This window comes from Clostridium sp. HGF2 (assembly GCF_964240115.1).
GTDB classification, from domain to species: Bacteria; Bacillota_I; Bacilli_A; order Erysipelotrichales; family Erysipelotrichaceae; genus Clostridium_AQ; species Clostridium_AQ innocuum.
This window is the reverse complement of record NZ_CAXSSO010000014.1, coordinates 46,521-64,873: the sequence shown is the minus strand read 5'-3', so window position 1 is coordinate 64,873 and position 18,353 is coordinate 46,521. Positions and strand designations below refer to the sequence as shown.

Annotated in this window: 17 protein-coding genes; 5 read left to right on the top strand and 12 right to left on the bottom strand. The window is 46.3% G+C overall.

The genetic code is table 11. The annotated features are described in order from the left end of the window. Positions 1–14: 14 nt before the first annotated feature. Complete coding sequence (locus ACESPQ_RS18750; protein ID WP_009271049.1) at positions 15–503, bottom strand: DNA-deoxyinosine glycosylase; 489 nt, start codon at positions 501–503, stop codon at positions 15–17. Continuing rightward, entirely contained in the window at positions 497–1,798 is a 1,302-nt protein-coding gene (gene rimO, locus ACESPQ_RS18745; protein ID WP_373144732.1) for a 30S ribosomal protein S12 methylthiotransferase RimO, read from the bottom strand. The genes ACESPQ_RS18750 and rimO overlap by 7 nt, the downstream gene beginning before the upstream one ends. A 150-nt stretch (positions 1,799–1,948) precedes the next feature. Between rimO and ACESPQ_RS18740 the strand changes: the two genes are divergently transcribed. From ACESPQ_RS18740 to ACESPQ_RS18720, 5 genes are all read left to right on the top strand, one after another. Continuing rightward, on the top strand, positions 1,949–3,196 hold the full coding sequence (locus tag ACESPQ_RS18740) for a hypothetical protein (RefSeq protein WP_373144731.1): 1,248 nt from the start codon (positions 1,949–1,951) through the stop codon (positions 3,194–3,196). A gap of 159 nt (positions 3,197–3,355) precedes the next feature. Next, positions 3,356–3,796: a DUF1307 domain-containing protein gene (locus ACESPQ_RS18735; RefSeq protein ID WP_002610141.1), complete on the top strand. Its 441-nt coding sequence runs from the start codon at positions 3,356–3,358 to the stop codon at positions 3,794–3,796. Positions 3,797–3,859: 63 nt separating this feature from the next. Continuing rightward, positions 3,860–4,324 (top strand): YehR family protein, encoded by a 465-nt coding sequence (locus ACESPQ_RS18730; protein WP_002610139.1) that lies wholly within the window; start codon positions 3,860–3,862, stop codon positions 4,322–4,324. 473 nt (positions 4,325–4,797) lie between these two features. Next, on the top strand, positions 4,798–5,829 hold the full coding sequence (locus tag ACESPQ_RS18725; RefSeq protein ID WP_002610137.1) for a GGDEF domain-containing protein: 1,032 nt from the start codon (positions 4,798–4,800) through the stop codon (positions 5,827–5,829). A gap of 55 nt (positions 5,830–5,884) precedes the next feature. Next, complete coding sequence (locus ACESPQ_RS18720) at positions 5,885–6,340, top strand: DUF1307 domain-containing protein (protein ID WP_002610135.1); 456 nt, start codon at positions 5,885–5,887, stop codon at positions 6,338–6,340. A 345-nt stretch (positions 6,341–6,685) separates the two neighbouring features. Here the strand turns inward: ACESPQ_RS18720 and ACESPQ_RS18715 are convergent, their stop codons facing one another. The 10 genes from ACESPQ_RS18715 to ACESPQ_RS18670 form a co-directional block, all read right to left on the bottom strand. Beyond that, positions 6,686–7,870 (bottom strand): MalY/PatB family protein, encoded by a 1,185-nt coding sequence (locus ACESPQ_RS18715; protein ID WP_002610133.1) that lies wholly within the window; start codon positions 7,868–7,870, stop codon positions 6,686–6,688. Beyond that, positions 7,860–8,939: an aminopeptidase P family protein gene (locus ACESPQ_RS18710; protein ID WP_373144729.1), complete on the bottom strand. Its 1,080-nt coding sequence runs from the start codon at positions 8,937–8,939 to the stop codon at positions 7,860–7,862. Before ACESPQ_RS18710 ends, ACESPQ_RS18715 begins: the two co-directional genes overlap by 11 nt. A 100-nt stretch (positions 8,940–9,039) precedes the next feature. Continuing rightward, entirely contained in the window at positions 9,040–10,374 is a 1,335-nt protein-coding gene (locus ACESPQ_RS18705; protein ID WP_002610130.1) for a PTS sugar transporter subunit IIC, read from the bottom strand. A 174-nt stretch (positions 10,375–10,548) separates the two neighbouring features. Then, entirely contained in the window at positions 10,549–10,881 is a 333-nt protein-coding gene (locus ACESPQ_RS18700) for a PTS sugar transporter subunit IIB (protein ID WP_002610128.1), read from the bottom strand. Between the two features lies 1 nt (position 10,882). Next, entirely contained in the window at positions 10,883–11,206 is a 324-nt protein-coding gene (locus tag ACESPQ_RS18695; RefSeq protein WP_002610126.1) for a PTS lactose/cellobiose transporter subunit IIA, read from the bottom strand. A 1-nt stretch (position 11,207) separates the two neighbouring features. Further along, positions 11,208–12,254 (bottom strand): aminopeptidase, encoded by a 1,047-nt coding sequence (ypdE, locus tag ACESPQ_RS18690; protein WP_373144727.1) that lies wholly within the window; start codon positions 12,252–12,254, stop codon positions 11,208–11,210. A 12-nt stretch (positions 12,255–12,266) separates the two neighbouring features. Beyond that, positions 12,267–14,144: a BglG family transcription antiterminator gene (locus tag ACESPQ_RS18685; RefSeq protein WP_373144725.1), complete on the bottom strand. Its 1,878-nt coding sequence runs from the start codon at positions 14,142–14,144 to the stop codon at positions 12,267–12,269. 187 nt (positions 14,145–14,331) lie between these two features. Then, positions 14,332–15,285, bottom strand: a complete 954-nt coding sequence (locus tag ACESPQ_RS18680) for a 3'-5' exoribonuclease YhaM family protein (RefSeq protein WP_002610119.1) — start codon at positions 15,283–15,285, stop codon at positions 14,332–14,334. Further along, on the bottom strand, positions 15,275–17,254 hold the full coding sequence (locus ACESPQ_RS18675; RefSeq protein ID WP_002610117.1) for a glycosyltransferase: 1,980 nt from the start codon (positions 17,252–17,254) through the stop codon (positions 15,275–15,277). The genes ACESPQ_RS18680 and ACESPQ_RS18675 overlap by 11 nt, the downstream gene beginning before the upstream one ends. Next, positions 17,251–18,324 carry a lysylphosphatidylglycerol synthase transmembrane domain-containing protein gene (locus ACESPQ_RS18670; protein ID WP_109770719.1) on the bottom strand — a complete coding sequence of 358 codons (1,074 nt, stop codon included), beginning with the start codon at positions 18,322–18,324 and terminating at the stop codon, positions 17,251–17,253. The genes ACESPQ_RS18675 and ACESPQ_RS18670 overlap by 4 nt, the downstream gene beginning before the upstream one ends. Positions 18,325–18,353: the final 29 nt, after the last annotated feature.

Below are 18,353 nucleotides of genomic sequence, written 5' to 3'. Positions count from 1 at the left end.
GCTTGCCTGTCTCCTCACATATCACCCTCATGTTCCATCAGAGCCTGCTTCCACTGCGCAAACAGAACCTCCTCACGGATACTGCGATTTGCATTGCTCGTACTCGGCAGATAGCTGCAGGGCAAAGCGATATCCGGAAAATGCTTCTGATACAGTTCATAGGCTTTTCTGCCGTTGCAGATCACCCTGTGCAGGGTTGGGTACACCGCTGTCAGGTGTGCGATATCATTTACCCTTTCCTTGCGGATTGCACTGTCCAAACTGCCCTCTCGCTCACATTCTCCAATCACATCCCAAAGCAGAATGTGCTGCTGAAACAGAATTTCCTTTTTCTGAGCATAGGTATCAATCGGCATTTCAAATACCGCATGCAGAATCTTCCAGAAACGGTTGTGGGCAAACCCGTAATATTCCTGCTTATCCAGAGAAGTCACACTGGGCATAGAACCCAGAATCATGAGTCTTGGCTTTTCCGGGATGATGGGATCAAAGCCCTTCAGCACACTTCCACACCCTTGAAGTCATGGGGCAGTGCCTCAGTGATCCGCACCTTTACAAAGCTGCCGAATTCGATAAAGCGCTCACTTTTAAACATCACAATGCCGTCCACCTCATCCGGTGCAGAGCTGGCCCCGCGTCCGCGATACACGCCGGTAAGACCTTCCTGATCCTCAACAAGAACCTCAATGATCTCACCTACCATACGTCTCTGATTCTCCAGTGATATTACCTCCTGACGCTTCATCAGCTGCGCCAGACGCGCTTCCTTTACATCCTCGTCCACGGCCCCATCCATAGAATAGGCAGGGGTGTCCTCCTCCGGGGAATAGGGAAAGGCTCCCATACGGTCCCAGTGGATATCCTCTACAAACTGCATAAGCTCGCTGAAATCTGCTTCCTCCTCTGTCGGGAATCCGACAATAAAGGTTGTACGCAGGGTTGGATAAGAAAAGGTTTCCCGAATCTTCTTCACCAGAGTGGCAACATCTTCTCTGCTTCCTCTTCGATTCATCAGCTGCAGCATGCGATTGGAAGCGTGCTGCATTGGAATATCAAAATATGGCAGCACCTTTGGCAGCTTTGCCATTCCCTCAATCAGCCGGGCATCGATTTCATCCGGATACATATACAGAATACGGATCCAGTGGAAGCCTTCGATTTCATGCAGCTGCTGCAAGAGATCAAGCAGTGCTCTTCTGCCATACAGATCGACGCCGTATTTTGTCGTATCCTGTGTAATCACCACCAGCTCCCTGACACCGCGCTGCGCCAGCTGTTTCGCCTCTTCCACCAGCTGCTCGATGGGAAAGGACACATTATCCCCGCGAATCAGCGGAATCGCACAATAGGTACAGTGATTGCTGCAGCCCTCGGCAATTTTCAGATATGCCGTCCACGGCTTGCTGGACACCTTCCGCTCACATTTGTCATAGCTTACCAGATCATGCCCGTCCAGCAGCTTTGGTAAGAGTTCATGCAGGTGCGGATATTCGCGAATACTGATCACTGCATCAATTTCCGGGATATCCTGCTCCAGCTGTTCCTTATAACGCTGTGCCAGACAGCCGACAACAATCAGCTTTCTGCACCTGTGCTTTTTATACTCCGCCATCTGAAAAATCGTCTGAATGGCCTCTTCCTTTGCGGAATTGATAAATCCGCACGTATTGATAATGATTGCCTCTGCCTCATCCGCATTGTGAACGAGCTCATGGCCGCCGCTATTGATCATACCCATCATTTTTTCACTGTCTACCAGATTTTTACTGCAGCCCAGTGATATAAACCCAATTTTCATATAAAACACCTCGATTATTACTATACCATGAAGACCGGCTTCATGAAAGCCGCAAATTATGTAAAATTTTGTTATTGTCATGCTGGAATCATATAAATTCTTTCCGTTCTCTGGTATAATTATATACAGACTATCACAGGGAGGTAACGTATGTACGGACGAGTGAAAATCGATGATGAAACGAAAAAGAAGCTGTCGCTTCTATTAAAATATTATCGCAAAAAAGCAAATCTGAACCAGCGTGACTTCATCACTTACAACGGGGCAACGATCTGTTCTGCCGATACCTACAGTAAAATAGAAAATTGTAAAATCATTAAAAGCAATTCCATCTATCATTATCTGCTGGTACAGATTCATGCTGAACTCAATCTTCCTTCCAGCTGGTGGGAGCCCTGGAGCACCTGTTTTCAGGAGCTGCTGGAGCTGGTGACGCGCTATGACCTTGCAGGACTGGCAGAGCGGTGTGCCGTCCTTTTTGCACAGCTCCGGGAAAAAACCGATATCTTTGCGGTTGAGTATCGAGAACTGCTGATGCTGATGGCTTCCTATTATGAACACTGCAGCGAAATGAGTGAGGAGCAGTTTCATAAATATATGGAGCTGCTTCCTATCTTTGATGTGAGCATACAGGAGATTTTAAAGGATATGCTTTATACATATACCGTACACAGACACCGTGATGCCAGAAAAAACGGTGCTGTCTTCACCCGCCTGCACATGGCGGAAAGCACCTCGCTGCTCAATATACTGAACCGCAGCTATCAGGCCTATTATGAGGAACGCTTTCTGGACTGCTTTCGGGATTCCCTGTATCTGGAGCAGACATTTTTGAAGCAGGGTAATTACAACCGTCTGCTGGATGTATACGATGCCATTGTCCTTCTGTATGCAGATGTACAAAAGGATGCGGCCAATCATGAATATGTCGAAAAGCTCTTTGCCATTGTTAAAGAGCATCCCGAACAGCTGCACCGCAATAAATATCTGCAAAGCCTGTATCAATGCGGGATGCTGTATTATGAAATAGGACAATATGAAAAAGCATGCGACTATTTCTGTGAGCTGGCAAAGCAGGACGACTACCATTTTCTGCCGGCAGCACTGCTTGCCTGTATTCTCTGCGAGCAGCTAGAGCGTGTAATCCCTCCTGAAATATTACAGGAGCCGCGCTATCCCGAGCGTTTTCCGAAGCATGTGACCGCTTACCATCAATACTGCCGGTTCAAGCAGAAGGAACGAGATCCCTTTCAGCGGGAGGAGTATTTTTTGAAGTATTTGCTGCCCCAAATATCCAATGAGGATCAACTGATTTGGGAGCCTGCCTGCAGAGAGCTGGAACAGCTGATCCGATCCACACGCCATTATCACCTGAAAAAACGCATACAAAGCAGTTGAATTCAGAAATTATACAATTTTATACCGAATATCTGACAAAAATCACATATTTTTTCTAAATTTCAAATTTGTAATCTTTTCTTCTTTATTTCATGATATAATTTCTACATACAGGATACGTTTATCCTGTGCAATCAATCATTTGATAGGGAGGACAATATGAAAAAATTACTTTGCGCTACATTTGCCGTACTGGTATTAGCAGGATGCTCCGGCGGAGCAAAAACAGAAACAAAGACCTGTTCAATGGAACAGAGCGGTATGAAAATGGATGCCACTTTCACCGCTGAGGATGATAAAATCACTAAAACCTCAGTAAAGGTTACCATGGATCTTTCCGCTGCCGGTCTTGGAGACACAGAGCTGACAGATGATCAGAAAAAACAGCTGGAAACTGCTGTATTAAGCCAGTTGGGTGTTGAAGAAGGAAAAGGTGTCAATGTCAGTGCTGAATTCAAGGACAAGAATATCATCGCAACCGTTGACGTTGATATGAAAGACGGAGATTCAGCTACATTGAAGAAGCTGGGATTCGGTGGAGAAGCAAGTCTGTCCAAGACGCTGGAAGAAGCAAAAGACGGCGGAGCTACTTGTAAATAATCTTTGAAACTCAGGGCTAAGCTCTGAGTTTTGCCATTATAATCTGAAGGAAGGGAAAATACAATGAAAAAATTATTATGTGCTGCTTTTGTGGTTGCCATGCTGGCAGGCTGCTCCGGCGGTAAAGAAGAAACAAAAACAATGACCTGTACGGCAGAACAGAAATCCAATGGTTCCACCATTTCACAGACGATCAAATTTGACTATCAGGGTGACAACATCACCAAGCAGGATCAGAAAACAGTGATTACTGCACCGGATAAAAAAACCTATGAAGCAATGCTGCCGACACTGAAAAGCGCTTCTCTGGAAAGCAAGGCAAAGGGTGTTGAAGGCATGAGCTATAGTCTGACAGAGGATAAAGACAAATTCTCAATTACGGAATCCATTGTTTTTGATATCAAAGAAATCGATCCGAAGGACTACGGTACCTTTACCAACCAGAAGCTGAGCGGTAAAAAAATGGTAATGGATCTGGAAAAGACAAAAGAAAACATCGAAAAAAGCGGATTAACCTGTAAAAAATAAACAGGCCATTACATGATAAGCGCTGAAGAGCTCTCTGTTGGAGAGCTTTTTTTATCTTTCTACATCCAAATCCATGAAAAATAGAAATGGCTGTATCAGAAAGGGGATTTTCAATCTAACTGCACATTGATCAGCCCTTTTATTTTTTATCCCGCCTGAATAATTCTGAAAAGGCAACATTTTTAGTCGAACTTATAGAATATATCTGCTTTTCCCTATCATAAAGTGATATAATTACAATATCAAAAATCATAAGATATACGAACAGACAGCGTGTCCTTTGGCTATCTCAGATGTATCGCGCAATGCAGCACTGCCTAAATCGACGGCTATCAGGCAAACAGGCTCCATAAGGGAGTCTGCCGCAGCAGAATCCCATACACAGCACTGTTTTTTCGGCTATTCACAAAGCGGTGTGATGCAGTATAGAAGCTTGCTTCACGGCAGGAATGAAAAGACAGGAGGTTTACAGTATGCCAATGAAACTTAATGAAAATAATTACAGCTATTATATTTACCGCAATCTGATATGTCTGGCAATCCTTCTGCATTTCGGCTATACATTGCTTATGGGAATTCTGCATTATGGCGTTCCTCTTCTCTATAATATCTGCAGTGTGCTGTTTTACATCGGTATGCTATTGCTGGTTATGAAAAAAAAGCGATATGCGCTGGCCGTTTCCCTGATTCATTTGGAAACCATCTGCTTTGTTGTGTTACACACTGTGCTGTTTGGCTGGAACGCTTCCTTCTTTCTCTTTCTGATTGCAATGGCTTCTCTTGTGTATTTCTGTCCCTACCGCAGTCCCTACATCCCCTATCTGTTTTCCATCCTGCATATGCTCACCTTTTTTCTATTGCATGAACAAACACAGGGAACGACGTTCTCTTCTCTGCCGGCTGCTTCCTTACAGCTGCTATTTCTCTGCAACAGCTTTGGTTCATTTCTCACAATCCTTTATGTTGCCTATGTTTCCAATGCCAGTGCCGATATTGGAAAAGAGGTTTTAAAAAAGCAGAATGAAAGTCTTTTGCAGATTGCTAATTACGATTCCCTCACAGGGCTGTACAACCGTACTTATTTGAAAAAAACAGCATCCCAGCTGTGTCTTGAGAATTGCTGTCTTGCAATTGGTGATATTGATGATTTCAAGCGGATCAATGACACCTATGGTCATTTGTGCGGGGACGCCATATTAAAGCAGCTCGCTGAGCATATGCGAACCAGACTGGATCCCGCGATCTTTATCTGCCGCTGGGGTGGTGAGGAATTTGTCTTCCTTTTTCATGATATCAGGGAGCAGGATGCACTGCAGCAGCTGCAGGATTTCTGTCACTGGATGAATCACACAGAATTTCAATACGGAGAACAAAAGATCCCAGTCACCATGACATTCGGCATCTGCTGTCATCAGCGGCTTTCTCTGGATGAGTTAATCAATAAAGCCGATCAGCTCCTGTACCAGGGGAAACAAAAAGGGAAGCACACAGTCGTAAGCGGGTAAAGCTGCTGCATGAAGCAATGATCCCTGTACCATAATACCAATAGGAGTGGATGCTATGAGAAAACAGATCCTGTTGATAAGTCTATTGCTTCTGTTAAGTGGCTGTTCGAAAAAAGCAGAAGCAGGCATAAGTAAAACGACATGCCGGGGAACCCTGATGGATACCTTTATTGAAACAACCATGGATTCAGAAAATCAACGAATTTCAACACAGAGCATACAGCTGCATACAGACTATCGTACACTTGGCTATAACAAGCAGCAGGCACAGGCCTGTGTTAAACAGTACCAGAAGGATTATGCAAATATCAGGGGCTTGACCTATCAGGCATCCGTGACAGATAAAGAAATGAAGCAGCTGCTCGTTCTAAAGCTGACGGACATTGACACCGCACAGCTGAAAAAGCTGGATTTCATCCAGACCTTAGAAGACGCTGTATTCGATGTACATACCGCGGTAATCGTTTATGAACAGCAGGGACTTACCTGCAGTACGAAGCCGGCGGCATAACGTCAGGGTATCCGATGGATACTGCTAACGCACAGTCAGAGATTTCCTGTACGAAGCATACAGCCTTCATAAGGCACCGGCATTGCTTTCGGCAATACGTGATAAAGAAAGTAAATCAGCAATAAAATCCTTTGTTTCCCCTTATAAGGATACGGTGATGAAACAGACCGTTTCAAACAAGACTGCTTTTTTCTATTCCCGCTGATTCCTTTCCTGCCCCTGTTTTATGCTCATATTATACAGCAGTTCCTTTCTGCCAAAATCATCGATATGAAAAAGATCAGACGATGTATCTGACCCTTTCTGCTGCCTATTCCGGCAGCTTTTTTATGTTGGAATTTCCTTTTATTCCCATGCTTCCCATGTTACAGCGATACGGCGCAGCGCCTCCTGCAGAATCGACTTCTGTGTTCCGATATTCAGGCGCACCCAGCCATAGCCGTCCTGCACAAAATAGCTGCCGACAACCATGGATACATTTGCCCTGATAAAGAAGGCACGCATTTCATCCTCATCCGCAAACACGGAACGCATATCGATCCATGCCAGAAAGCTGGAATCGCTTTTCATGACCTTAGCCTGCGGCATGTGCTGTGCAAACCAGTCATACACCATGGTGAAATTCTCCCCGATATATGCAGTCAGCTGATCCAGCCATTCCTCTGAATCATTATAAGCCGCAATGATGGCAGGAACGGCAAATACATGCGGACTGGTCACATAGACCTTTTGTAAATATGCCAGCAGGCGTTCCCGAATCTGCTTATTCTTAACGATGATGTAGGAGGATTTTAAACCACCCAGATTAAAGCCCTTGTTTGGGGACACACACATAATCGATGCATCCGCAATATCCTCATGCGCATTCCACAGCGTGGTAAAGCTTTCCCGATCAAAAATCACATCACGGTGTATTTCATCACAGACCAGCAGAACATCATGCTTCAGACACAGCGCACTGAGCTGATGCAGTTCCTCCTTCGTCCAGACGCGTCCGCTTGGATTTTGCGGTGAACAGAAGATAAACAGCTTGACATTCTCTTCGACCATCTGACGCTCCATCTCTTCAAAATCAAGATAATAGCGCATATTTTCCAGCTTTAGGGAATTGCAGATCAAACGACAGCCGCCGCGCTCCACCGCTTCAGCGAAGGGATCATAGGCAGGAGTATTGATCATAACAGCATCTCCCTCGTTACAGAAGCACTGTACGATATAATGCAGAGTGCCGCAGGTTCCAAAGGTCAGCTTGATCCATTCCTTTTTAATATCCACATGAAAACGGCGCTTGTTCCAGTCGATCAGCGCATCATAATATGCATCATACGTATACGTATAGCCATAATCTCCCAAAGCGGCACGCTCTATCATCGCCTGCTTGATTGCCGGCGCACATTCAAAATCCAGATCAGCAAGATCCATAGGAATCGCATCCTCATTCAAGCCGAATTTTTCCTTCAAAATGGTATTGTCCCATTTTCTGCATTTTCCAAGCTTTCGATTGATTACATGATCAAAATCATACTTCATATCCGTTACCCTCCAAAATAATGAGTTCCTTTGTTGTGGCATTCAATGGGACACCACGGCCGTTTTCGATAAGGACATCATCCTCAATTCGCACACCGCCAAGTCCCGGAACATAGATACCCGGCTCACAGGACATGATCATGCCTTCCTCCAGCACGGTGTCACTGCCGGCATTCAGCATGGGAAGCTCTCCATCCCCCATGCCCATACCATGACCAAGACCGTGTGTAAAATACTGTCCATAGCCCTGCTCCTGTATGATGCCGCGCACATAGGCATCCACGTCCTTCCCCTTTACACCGGCTTTGATAAAATCAACACCGGCACACTGCGCCTGCAGGACGATATCGTAAATTTTTTTCAGCTTTGGCTGTGGCTCCCTGATACATACCGTTCTGGTCATGTCGGACTGGTAGCCCTGATAGGTGATACCAAAATCAATCGTGATGAATTCATGGGCTTCCAAGGTTTTCTCACTCGGTCGGCCATGCGGCATACATCCGCGTACACCACTTGCGACAATCGTATCGAATGCCATAGCGCTGGCACCGTTTTTAATTGCCAGATACTGCAGCAGCGCACTGACCTCGGTTTCCTTCATGCCGATGCGAATTGTAGAAATCGTTTCCTGAAAGATCGCATCCGTGATTTCACAGGCCTTGCGTACCAGCGCGATTTCCTGCGCATCCTTGCAGCGGCGTGCTTCCTCCAGCTCATGCTCCAAAAGCACGGTTTCCAACCCGTATTCCTGCATGGTCAGATATTCCTTCACGAGAACCTGTCCCGCTTCAATTCCAATGCGGGCATGGCTTCCCAGAAGTCGGACCACCTCATCCAGATAGCTGCTTCCCTGTTCATGCACCACCTGGGTAAAGCCGCTTGTTGTTTCCTTGGCTTCATTGCTGTAACGTCCGTCCATAATCTGATACAGCTCATCTCTTGTTACCAGCACCTTGACGCCGCTTCCCGTTAATGCACCGAGATAGCGCTTGTTACTGCGGCTTTTTATCAATATGGCGTCGATTTGCTTTTCCTCCAGAATGGAGCGGATTTTTTGGATTCTCTGCATACTGCTTCCTCCTTTTTATGAAATACCTCTGCACTTGCATTTCTCTTTTTGCGCAGCTGTATGGAAAGCGGCACCCGCAAACGGATGCCGCTGGCTATTGCTAGAAATCAAGATCAAGATCGTTCAGTAAAGCCTCTTCATCATCCGAGAAGATGTTTTTTGCTTCCTCAGCCTTCTTTGCTCTTGCTTCCTCCTCACGCAGCTCCTGACGCTCCATGATTTTAAAGAACGGCAGATAGAGCAGAATCGCCAGAATCAGCTGTGCACCGCAGGCCAGAATAACTCTCCAGTCCCCGTTTGTCAGGAATCCCTCCAGGAAGACGCCGACATAAGGCGGATCGAAGAACGGCTTGTCCAGCAGACCGTAGTGCATCAAGAACATTGGCATGGTACCGATGATGGCACCACCGAATACAAATGGAATAAACATGATCGGATTCAGAATGATCGGAGCACCGAAGAGAATCGGTTCATTGATACCGAACAGTGACGGGAACAATGCGACCTGTCCGATCTTACGATAACGCTTGGATTTGGACAGCATACACGCCACGACGCATCCGATGGTGATACCGGCACCGGTGAATCCAAAGAACGCACTAGAGGTACCAGCCGTATAAAAGTGTGGCAGAGGCTCTCCGGCCTGTCTTGCGATGATATTCTCCGCAATAAAGGTAGCCATGATCGGACGTGTAATCGGTCCGAAGACAGATGAATGGATACCGAAGAAGAAGATCAGACAGATCATGAAATGCAGGAACAACACTGCCCACGGGTTGTCCATGGAACCAACCAGCGGTGCCAGAAACTGTGTCAGAATCTGCGGAGGCAGTGCTCCGAAAATCTGCTGAGAGAAGAAGCGTACAGCAATGAAGGTTCCGGCAACGATGATGGTTGTAGGAATCAGCTCAAAGGATTTGGATACAAAGTCCGGTACCCCCTCCGGCATGCGGACCGTCAGATTTTTTTCCTTACAGAAGCGATACAGTTCCGTAGCAGCCATACCGACCAGCATGGCGCAGAACAGACCCTTTGCCCCGAAATTGGCAATGCTGATACCGCCCTCTACGTTTTCAGCAGCTACAAACAGGAAAGCAAAGGTGGATAGAGTGATACAGCCCGGAATATACAGCTTATAGTGATTTCCCAGATTATATGCAATACACATGGTTACGTATACACTCATCATACCGATGGATAAGGTAACCGGCAGGTCAAGCAGCTCCGCATTGTTCAGAATGAACTGACTGAATGCGTTATTTTCTCCAATCATGTTTGGTAATGCAGGGATAATGGCGAAGAAGCTTCCCAGAATCGTGAATGGTGTCATGGCCACCATGGATGCCTTAATGGCACTCAGATGACGCTGTTTATCTACTTTTTGAGCAATTGGCATCAGCCATTTGTTCATAAATGCCTCAAATTTATTAAACATACTAGATTCCTTTCTATTTATATACGCTCTTAATATATGCTGTCTTCACATGAAGCAAGAAGCGGGCACTCTTAAAGGAAATACGCCTGCTCATCCATCGCATAGCCTGATGAAGTATTATGAGACGGGTCTGCAAATGAAGACGCATAGCATTTTATGATTCTAAATCAGGGATTACTTTCCCATTTCGTGTTTCTTGCGTGTAACCAGAGCGAGCTTTAATACGGTTGCTCCGTCCATCTGTCCGTATACATCCTTGTCAATTACCGCAAACGGAACGTTTTTCGGCTTGCATACAGCCTCGATGAAGTCAATCTTATGCGATACCTGCGGCCCGACCAGAACCACGTCCCAGTTGTCGATTTCCTCCTCCAGAGAGTCAGCGGGAATCGCCGTAAACTTAAAATCCTCTTCATTCAGCTTTGCGCTTTCCTTTACTACCTTTTTCATGTTCTGCATCAGCATATTGGTGGAGAAGCCACCTGCACAGCATAATAAAATTCTCATGTTAGTTTCCTCCTTCTTTTGCTTCAAATACATCTACCAGTGCTTCAATGACGTCTCTTGCCAGCTGGCTGGTCATATAATGATCCTGCGCATGAACCATGAGCAGTGACAGCTCCGGCTTTTCAGCCTCCGGATCCATTTCCGACTGAATCAGCTTGGTCTGGATTTTGTGTGCCTCCAGATCGATTTTTCTGCTTTCCTCAAGCAGTGCGCGAGCTCCCTCATAATCGCTTTCCTTTACCTTGCGAAGGGCTTCAAATGCCTTCCCCTTACTGTCACCGGCAGCGGAAATAATGCCGATGATCTGCTGTTCTAATTCTGTCATGCTAGACTCCTTTCAAAAAATTTGTTGATGTACGATACGCTGCTTCGTCAAAATTGGCAATCAGCTCTGTAAAGATATCGATGGCGTCCGCAATATCCTGCAGATGTGCAACTGAATAGGCACAGTGTCCATAGCGCACAGGCAGGCAGCTGACAGCGGTTGGTTTTCCATCCCGGCTTTTGTGAGCCTCCCCGCCATCGGTTCCTCCTCCATTAAACATATCCAGCTGCAATGGCTTATGCAATGTATTTGCCGTGTCCTTGATACGACGTATCAGGGCACGATTGGGAGCAAGTGTGCGATCGAAGTTTGTCAGCATCATCCCCTTGCCGATTTGGCGCTGATTGGTATGATTGCGAACAAATTCATCGTTAAAGCAGGCAACATCAAGCGGGAATACCACATCCGGATTCACTCTGTAAACTGCGGTTTTTGCCCCGCGTATTCCGACCTCCTCACTGGAGGTTCCCACCATGTAAACGGTATTGGGATGATCGATGCTCTGCAGTCGTTTCAATACCTCTCCCATGATGAAGCAGCCAAGGCGGTCATCAAACGCCTTTCCTGCCATGACATTCGGTAAGGCAAAGTGTTCAAATTCTGTCGTATAGGTCACCATATCCCCGACCTGAATGCCCAGATCATAGACCTCCTGTGCAGTCTGTGCCCCCAGATCCACATAGACTTTGGTGGCGGCGTTGTTCTCATAGGTTGCCTGGATGATACCGTGAATCTTCTTACCATCCTCCGTCGTGATACGAACCTTCTGCATAAACTGTGCCAGCGGCTTCACACCGCCCACACTCATCAGCATGACCTGTCCCATATCGGATACACTGCGAACAATGAAGCCGACCTCATCGATATGAGCGCACAGCATGATTTTCGGCCCCCTGTTTCCCTTTTTGAAGATAATACTGCCAAGATGATCCGTGGAAACTTCATCGGCATACTCCTTCAGCTCATCCACCAGAACATCCCGTACCTCCTGTTCATTGGATGCGATGCCGTCCGCATTGGACAGCTTTTCTAAGAATTGTATATTCATAAAGTCCCTCCTTTAAAATTTCAGATGCGATATGCATTTCATGAAATCCTCATAGGATTCTGCACGTCGCAGCTTTTCAATCAGTGCCGTATCACTCATAACCTCAAACAATACTCTGGTTATATTCTGATGCAGCTTCAAATCCCCCTTCTCAAGATCGACCAGAAAGATGACCTGCACCGGCAGCTCGCGAACCGCTGCCTCCTGCTTTACAATCCCCACCGACAGAATATTTCCTCTGCCGCACATTTCAAGGGGATGGGGAATTGCTATACCGTTGTTATACACGGTAGATAACACTTCCTCGCGCTGTTTCACGGAAGCTGCATAGCCTGCTTCACAATAGCCTTCCTGTTCCAGCTTTGCAGCCATACAGGAAACCATATCGGCATAGCTTCCTTCCTGAAAGATATGAAATGCGTTTTTTCGAAACAGTGAGGCGAAGGAGCGCTCCTGCAGAACAAGAGATGCATCTGTTTCCAGCATATTCTTGATTTTCTGAATATCCGCATCATCCAGCAGCTCCTTGATGAGAACGATGGGTACATCGAAGGCTTCATCCAGCTGCTTAATGGTGAAGATGATATCCGGCTCATAGGAGCGTACCTCGTCCAGCTCCAGTAAAGAGAAGGTTTCAATATTACTGGAGGAGAAAATCGTTTCCAGCTTCAGCTTGATCAGAAAGGCACTTCCGCCACCGCTGGAACAGATGATGGCGATGCGGTGATACAGATTCAGCTTGTGATGCAGCTCCTTTTCCATATGTGCGGCAAAGTGTGTTGCGATGAATCCGATCTCATCCTGCGTGGTTTTCACATGATATTTCTCCTCCAGCATACCGGCAAAGCGGATACAGATATTGAAAATCACCGGATACTTCACACTGATTTCGTGAACCAGCGGATTGGAGAAGGATATGCTTTGATGCAGCCGGTCCAGCAGCAGGGATACATGTGCCAGAAGACTCTTTTTAAACTCTGCGTCGGCATTGAACTGGGTATGATACTGTTCATCGGCATCCTGCAGAAAGACCTCGATATCCTGAATCAGACCCTCATCGTACAGATAGACATCGCTCGGCTTTGTCTTTTGTTTCAGATAATTGCCGATATCACAGATATCTCCACTGCTCAGCTTCACCTGATAGATTTCCTGAATCACATTTGCCAGCTCGCCTGCCATCTGCTTATGGACACTGCTGTCTATCGCGCCTGCAGCGGATACAATCCCCTTTTCCGCCAAAAGCACCGTGACCTTCAGGAACAGGTCGATTTTTTTCAGCTCAATATAATTGGTGTTCAGCCGATATTGCTTCAGCAGGGTAATCAGCCGCTTTTCCAAATGCTGTATATGCTGCTGGGATAGATAGTGATCCATGATTTTCTTCATATAGGGATTGTCTTTTTCCTGCAGCTCCAGCAGATACAGCTTGCGCATCATGCCCTCACACGATAAGCTGATGCCGTAATGAGCTTTTTTAATCAGGGATATGCTGTGCTCAAACAATGCCTTTTCCACCTTGACCATATCAACCTTTATGATGGATTTGCTGACGGCCAGTGTATCGGCGATTGTTTCCTGCGTAATGTAATCACTTTGCAGAAGCAGCAGGGCGATGATAGTGTCAACACGCTCCTTACTGCTGATGGTCATACTGTCTTCATCACTTTGCATATACTGTTTGAATTTCTGGGATGCCGTGATTTCCAGATAGTAGCCAAAGCGCCGCTTCAGATGGATGCGAAAGCCGTTACGCTCGCCATCCTGCATCAGGTATTTGATATCATTGCTGATGGTTCTGGTCGATACCTGCAGCTGTCTGGAGAAGTATTCCAGACTGCAATACTGATCTGCATTCATAAGCTCTTCCAGTATTCGTTTTTCTCTCATTTGGCTGTTTCCTCCTTTCCTATGGATGGGGTTGCTGACGCTTAGGTGAAAGCGTTATCAGCTTGCATGGTTAGTATATCGAAAGTTTCTAAAAATAAAAAGATTAACTATTTCACAAGAAATATGAAAAATTTATCCACAAACTGGAAAAGTGCCGAAAAAAAGCGGTAAATAAGCGCTTTTGCGTCTATTTACCGTCTGAATTTTTGTATCTGCTTTTATAAAACGAACGATTTTCCAATGCAAATACACGTTGTGTGAACTCTCCTGCCTGTACCGGCTCCAATGCCTTGTGCAGAGTATTCATCCGTGCATCAATGTTATCGATCATATGCAGCATTTCTGCTTCCGGTATCATTGGCAGCACAGGTGAACCGTATTCATACACCCCGTGATGGGATAAAATCATATGACGAAGCAGCATGGCCTCCTCACAATCCTCCAGACCCAGCTGCTTTGCTTTTGCCAATACCTCAGCCTGCATAATGGAAATATGTCCCAGCAGCTTTCCCTGTGTGGTGTATTCACTGACAATGGCACCGCTCAGCTCCACAGTCTTTCCCACATCGTGCAGGATGACACCGCTGTACAGCAGATCCCTGTCCAGCATCGGGTACAAATGACACAGCTGCTCTGCCAGCTGCAGCATCCCCAGTACATGCGTTGCCAGTCCTGCATAGAAATCATGGTGATTTCGTGTCGCAGCCGGATATTCAAAGAAATCCTTTTCATGATCCTTCAATATCCCGCATACCAGCTGCTTCATAACCGTATTTTCAATTTCATCGATATAAAGCTGGATATTCTCATGCAGTGCCTGCTGGGAAAACGGTCCTTCCTTTACATAATCAGAGATATCCGCTTCTTTCTCCAGCTCCTTCATCTGCTGTACACGAAACTGCAGCTGCTTTTGATGACAGAGCACATCCCCGCTCATTTCCACCAGCATACCGGGTTGAAATTTATGCAGCAGCTCCTCACTTACATTCCAGTATTTCGCATCAATGCTGCCGCTTTTATCCTGAAACACAAAGGACAGGTACGGTGCTCCCTTTGCTGTTACACCGCGGTTCATACTGATAATCAGCGCTGTCAGCTCTCCCTTGTATCCGTCGTATAAATCTTTAATTTTATTGCTCATCACGCCACTCCATTTCATTTAGATGGTTCATGATATCCTCACGCAGAAAGCCCTTCTGCATACAATATACCAGCACCTTGTTTTTCAGCGGCTGTCCGCTCAGCTTGCGGCTGTATGTACGAATTGCCTTAGCAATCGTCTTATTCAGCGCATCACTGTCATCCTCTTCTTCAAAATTCAAGCGTTCCGAGGTACTTCTGGCGATATCACTGTCAAAGCCAAGCGATATCAGCTTTTGTACGATGGTCTGCTTCTTCATTTTTCTGGATTTATCCTTAATGGTTGCCATCAGCTTTTCTGCCATTTTCAAGGCACGCAGACGCTCCTCCTCATCATCCAGACCGGACAATGCCTCATCGACATCCTCCGCAGATATTCCTTTATTGATCAGGGTCCGCCGTATATTCCCCTTGCCACTCAGAGAAAACTGCATCTTTTCGATTTTCTGCTGCATATACAGATTATCATTGATATAACCCTTTTCCTCCAGCTCACTTAACAAGCCCTCCACATCCTCAACGGATAAGCCCGGCTGCCGATGCAGCCAGGTGCCCATTTCCTTGCGGGTATAGTCGCGCATGCGAAGCTTGCGGATCGCTCCGCGATAGGCCTCCAGCACTATCTCCTTCCGCTGAAAATGCGCAACGGTGTAGCGGTCAAGCATTGTATGCAGACGGATTTTATAGGTGAAGTAATCATCCAGATCAATCAGAAGCTTTTGCGGTTGATCCTCTTTGTCATTCTGCACATAGATGCGCACATAATCATCCAGTGTTTTGATTTTGATAACCTCGTAGGCGTCTTCAAAGTCATTGATTGCCTGATAATATACACTGAGCACCTTCGAATAGAATACTCTGGAATCGTATTTGACGATTTTACTCAGCGCACGCCGGGAAAAGGCCTTACGTTCATCAGCACTCCGGTGCATGAAGTCCGTCAGCTTCTCTGCAAATTCCTGCGGGGTTTCAAACAGAAAGCCGCTGTCCTCCTCAATGACAAGGTCCTTCAACACATCATCATAGCGGGCAAAGACCGGTAAACCGCACGCCAGTGCTTCAATATAGGTCATCCCCTGTGTTTCTGTCAGAGATGCAGACACGAAACAGTCCGCACATGCATAATAGGCCGGTATTTCCTCTGGCAGCTTTTTATCAGTAAAAATCACCTGCTGCTCCAGATGATAGCGCTGCACCAGCTTCTGCAGCTCCTCCAGCTGCGGTCCTCCCCCGACAATCATCAGCTTGATTTTCGCATCGCTTACATAACGGAAGCCCTCAATGGGTATTTCAATACTTTTTTCCTGTGCAATCCGACCGACAAACACAATCAGGCGTTCATCCTCCTGAATACCATATTGTCTGCGGATTTCCTGCACCTGGGCAGGATCAATATTATCCGGATGAAATTTCTCAAAATTCAGTCCGGTCGGTATGACATAGATCGGTGTCTTCACCCCGTACTTCAACAGCGTTTCCTTCGTTTTTTCACTTGGTGAAATCACTGCCTGCGCACTGTCGGATATCGAACGGGAAAAGGTGGAGACCACCTTCTTCGTCACCTTATCCACCTCGTCGATTTCAAAACGGTTTACATAATGCGTATAATCCTCATACATTGTATGATAGGTTGTCACAACCGGGATATTCAGATATTTTGCAACGATACGGCCAAACATGCCCACACCGAACTCCGTATGCACATGAATCACATCCAGCTGCATTTTCCTGATTTCATCACGGGCACTGAAATGATAGGGTGTAGACAGCTTATAGCCGTACAGCCATTTCAGCTCGAGTCCGGGAAGCCGCAGTACATTGCCTTCCTTTTTCATCGTCATTGCCTTGTGATTGGTGATGACATAAACGTCATGTCCGTTTTTCTCCAGCTCCCTTTGCAGGGTTACAATACTGGAAACCACACCGTTGATATCCGGTGTATACGTATCGGTAAAAAGCCCGATTCTCATGAATCCACCTCCCTGATGTCTTTCGGTTTCTTCCGTCTTCCATATTTTTCATCATCGTAGGTTCGTTTCAAATGCAGAAACACAAATGCCCCTACCAGAATTACAATGTGATACGTGGAAAATCTCCACAGGATCATAATACCGCTGGCCTTGAGTCCGCCGACCAGATATTTGAACAGTTGTACGAATACCAGCTCGGTACCGCCACTTGCCCCAGGTATCGGAATAAATGCATTTGTCATCAGCACGAAGCTGGCCAGCGCCAGACAATCCACGAACTTATCCAGCCCCAGATTCAGGTTCAGCGCATAGGCGATGAAAAACGGCAGGGAAAACTGAACCGTCATACGAATCACATTCCACAGCACGGTTTTGCATATGATTTTCTTTTCGTGCTTCATTTCCTTGATTTCTTTGGTAAAACCTTCAACCTGAATGGTCCAGGCGGCAAGTGTCTTTTCCTTGTTTTTCACGATATGCAGCTTCGCCAGCAGCGTCACGGCATGCCCGCTCAGCTTTACATAGACACGTGGAAACAGCGCCATCGTCCACAGGATACTGATGACACATACATTTACGATATAGCCGATCAGAATCCCCAGAAACGCCGGCCCGATAATCGTCATGTAATGCGTATAGCGCAAAAGAAACAGAATCGTGACATAGACCATCATCGTCGTCTGATAAACGATAAAATCCGCCCACAGAATACTCGCTCCGTCACTGTATTTGATTCCCTGCTTTTTAAATACGTATGCCTGACCGAACTGTCCGCCGGTGGCACTTGGTGTAATCCCGCTGAAAAACGTTCCGACAAGCGCATTGCTCAATCCCTGCCGGTACGTGTAGTCCTTTTTATAGCGCCGGGCAAAAATCATGATGATCTGCCCTAAAATCATGACATAGATCATTCCCCACAGGAAAATGATGAGCAGCGAGTACCAGGAGATACTGCTGATGAGATGCATGATTTCGTGATAGTTATCCTTCAGTGCAAACCACAGAGAAACAGCGGTCAGTCCGATGATGACTACAAAATTTAAGATATAACTCCGTAATGAACTTTTCATGAACCCTCAACTGCCTTCCTGCCAAAGCG